This window comes from Flavobacterium xylosi, assembly GCF_042787345.1.
GTDB lineage: Bacteria > Bacteroidota > Bacteroidia > Flavobacteriales > Flavobacteriaceae > Flavobacterium > Flavobacterium xylosi.
Genome location: NZ_JBHZPZ010000035.1, coordinates 1 through 3193, shown reverse-complemented (window position 1 = coordinate 3193; position 3193 = coordinate 1). Strand labels below are relative to the sequence as shown.

Annotated in this window: 2 rRNA genes; both read left to right on the top strand. The window is 47.9% G+C overall.

What is annotated here, in order from left to right:
• Window positions 1-46 precede the first annotated feature (46 nt).
• A 23S ribosomal RNA gene (locus ACFX5E_RS16155) occupies window positions 47-2930 on the top strand.
• Window positions 2931-3084: 154 nt separating this feature from the next.
• Window positions 3085-3193: ribosomal RNA gene (gene rrf, locus ACFX5E_RS16150) — 5S ribosomal RNA — on the top strand; the annotation flags it as partial.

The window sequence follows — 3193 nt, the reverse complement described above, 5'->3', positions numbered from 1 at the left end:
TAGACAAGTAAAAGAAACGGTCTGGTTGTTTACAACTAGATTGGTACAATAAGCAAAATAAGGGCGTATGGGGGATGCCTTGGCTCTCAGAGGCGATGAAGGGCGTGATAAGCTGCGAAAAGCTACGGGGATTGGCACACACGAATTGATCCGTAGATACCCGAATGGGGCAACCCACTATGTTGAAGACATAGTACACCGATAGGTGGGCAAACCCGCTGAACTGAAACATCTAAGTAGGCGGAGGAGAAGAAAACAAAAGTGATTCCGTAAGTAGTGGCGAGCGAACGCGGATTAGCCCAAACCAATGTTGTTACGGCAATATTGGGGTTGTAGGACCACGTTATTTGTTGCGGATAGAATTAGAATTTACTGGAAAGTAAAGCCAAAGAAGGTGATAGCCCTGTATAAGTAATAGAAGATAACGATAGTGGTATCCTGAGTAGGGCGGGACACGAGAAATCCTGTCTGAATTTGGCGGGACCATCCGCTAAGGCTAAATACTCCTGAGAGACCGATAGTGAACCAGTACCGTGAGGGAAAGGTGAAAAGAACCGTGAATAACGGAGTGAAATAGATCCTGAAACCATACGCTTACAAGCGGTCGGAGCCCTTTCGTGGGGTGACGGCGTGCCTTTTGCATAATGAGCCTACGAGTTAACGTTGCTGGCAAGGATAAGTGGTTAAGCCACGGATCCGTAGCGAAAGCGAGTCTGAATAGGGCGCTTTAGTCAGTAGTGTTAGACGCGAAACCGTGTGATCTACCCATGGGCAGGATGAAGCTGTGGTAACACACAGTGGAGGTCCGAACCGGTTGACGTTGAAAAGTCTTCGGATGACCTGTGGGTAGGGGTGAAAGGCCAATCAAACTCGGAAATAGCTCGTACTCCCCGAAATGCATTTAGGTGCAGCGTTATGCGTAAAGTTATATAGAGGTAGAGCTACTGATTGGATGCGGGGGCTTCACCGCCTACCAATTCCTGACAAACTCCGAATGCTATATAATGTTTCATAACAGTGAGGGCTTGGGTGCTAAGGTCCAAGTCCGAGAGGGAAAGAACCCAGACCATCAGCTAAGGTCCCCAAATATATACTAAGTTGAAAGAACGAGGTTTGTCTGCCCAGACAGCTAGGATGTTGGCTTGGAAGCAGCCATTCATTTAAAGAGTGCGTAACAGCTCACTAGTCGAGCGGACGAGCATGGATAATAATCGGGCATAAGTATATTACCGAAGCTATGGATTTACAATTAATTGTAAGTGGTAGGGGAGCATTCTCACAGGGTAGAAGGTGTATCGTAAGGTATGCTGGACCGGTGAGAAAAGAAAATGTAGGCATAAGTAACGATAATGCGGGCGAGAAACCCGCACACCGAAAGACTAAGGTTTCCACAGCTATGCTAATCAGCTGTGGGTTAGTCGGGACCTAAGGCGAACCCGAAAGGGACAGTCGATGGACAACGGGTTAATATTCCCGTACTAGTTATTACTGTGATGGGGTGACGGAGTGATGAAAGCGCCGCGAACTGACGGAATAGTTCGTTGAAGTACCTACCTATAAGACCCGCAGGCAAATCCACGGGTTTTGGGGAAATACGATAGTACTCGGAGTCTTCGGACAAAGAGATAGTGCGCCTAAGGGCTTCCAAGAAAAACCTCTAAACTTCAGGTAATAAGTACCCGTACCGCAAACCGACACAGGTAGTCGAGGAGAGAATCCTAAGGTGCTCGAGAGATTCATGGCTAAGGAATTAGGCAAAATAGACCCGTAACTTCGGGAGAAGGGTCGCCCCGAGCAATCGGGGCCGCAGTGAAGAGGTCCAGGCGACTGTTTATCAAAAACACAGGGCTCTGCAAAATCGTAAGATGAAGTATAGGGCCTGACACCTGCCCGGTGCTGGAAGGTTAAGTGGAGATGTTATCTTCGGAGAAGCATTGAAATGAAGCCCCAGTAAACGGCGGCCGTAACTATAACGGTCCTAAGGTAGCGAAATTCCTTGTCGGGTAAGTTCCGACCTGCACGAATGGTGTAACGATCTGGACACTGTCTCAGCCATGAGCTCGGTGAAATTGTAGTAGCGGTGAAGATGCCGCTTACCCGCAGTGGGACGAAAAGACCCTGTGCACCTTTACTATAGCTTAGTATTGACCTTGGACAAATGATGTGTAGGATAGGTTGGAGACTGTGAAGTGGCGTCGCTAGGCGTTGTGGAGTCATTGTTGAAATACAACCCTTTGTTTGTCTGAGGCCTAACCCCGAAATTCGGGGGACATTGCTTGGTGGGTAGTTTGACTGGGGTGGTCGCCTCCAAAAGAGTAACGGAGGCTTCTAAAGGTTCCCTCAGTACGCTTGGTAACCGTGCGTAGAGTGCAATGGCATAAGGGAGCTTGACTGAGAGACATACAGGTCGATCAGGTACGAAAGTAGAGCATAGTGATCCGGTGGTTCCGCATGGAAGGGCCATCGCTCAAAGGATAAAAGGTACGCCGGGGATAACAGGCTGATCTCCCCCAAGAGCTCATATCGACGGGGGGGTTTGGCACCTCGATGTCGGCTCGTCACATCCTGGGGCTGGAGAAGGTCCCAAGGGTTGGGCTGTTCGCCCATTAAAGTGGCACGCGAGCTGGGTTCAGAACGTCGTGAGACAGTTCGGTCTCTATCTACTGTGGGCGCAAGAAATTTGAGTGGATCTGATTCTAGTACGAGAGGACCGAATTGGACAAACCTCTAGTGTATCTGTTGTCACGCCAGTGGCATCGCAGAGTAGCTACGTTTGGAAGGGATAAGCGCTGAAAGCATATAAGCGCGAAACCCACCACAAGATGAGATTTCTTTTAAGGGTCGTAGGAGATGACTACGTTGATAGGCTATAGATGTAAAGGCAGTAATGTCATAGTCGAGTAGTACTAATAACCCGTAAGCTTATGTACGCTTTTCTCTCTCGTCCAAAAGACGAGAGAGAAGAAACTTTCTCAACACTTTTTATTTTCTTTATCTCAGTATGTTAAGATATTATTGCAATTTTTAATTTTTAATTCAAAATTTTTAATTGCAAAATGATTGCCCAAAGCAATTATAACCTCTTAAGGTGGTTATTGCGGCGGGGCTCACCTCTTCCCATCCCGAACAGAGTAGTTAAGCCCGCCTGCGCAGATGGTACTGCAGTTATGTGGGAGAGTATGTCGTCGCCTTT